Origin of the sequence: Pseudoalteromonas sp. SG43-1 (assembly GCF_014164415.1) — a bacterium.
GTDB lineage: Bacteria > Pseudomonadota > Gammaproteobacteria > Enterobacterales > Alteromonadaceae > Pseudoalteromonas > Pseudoalteromonas distincta.
Window position 1 is genome coordinate 1 of the sequence record NZ_JACJFD010000080.1, and the last position, 388, is coordinate 388.

Genomic DNA, 388 nt, shown 5'->3' on the forward strand with positions numbered 1-388 from the left:
GATAAAGAATATTTATTTTTAAGAAGTAAAAGTGGTGGAGCTAAGCAGGATCGAACTGCTGACCTCCTGCGTGCAAGGCAGGCGCTCTCCCAGCTGAGCTATAGCCCCACATATGCTGGTACTTACTGTTTTAACCATCTTCTTGATTAGACAAGAAGTGGTGGGTCTGAGTAGATTTGAACTACCGACCTCACCCTTATCAGGGGTGCGCTCTAACCAGCTGAGCTACAGACCCAAAACAATAAGTGTTGTTCTCTTTACAATAACAATCATCTGTGTGGACACTACGAACAAATAAGTTCTAAATCGTATAAGGAGGTGATCCAGCCCCAGGTTCCCCTAGGGCTACCTTGTTACGACTTCACCCCAGTCATGAATCACTCCGTGG

2 tRNA genes and 1 rRNA gene are annotated in these 388 nt (G+C 45.6%); all 3 read right to left on the reverse strand.

The features are described 5' to 3' along the window. Positions 1-32: 32 nt before the first annotated feature. Positions 33-108: transfer RNA gene (locus H5159_RS20795), tRNA-Ala, on the reverse strand. 50 nt (positions 109-158) lie between these two features. Continuing rightward, positions 159-235, reverse strand: a tRNA-Ile gene (locus tag H5159_RS20800). Between the two features lie 76 nt (positions 236-311). Further along, positions 312-388, reverse strand: a 16S ribosomal RNA gene (locus H5159_RS20805); the annotation flags it as partial.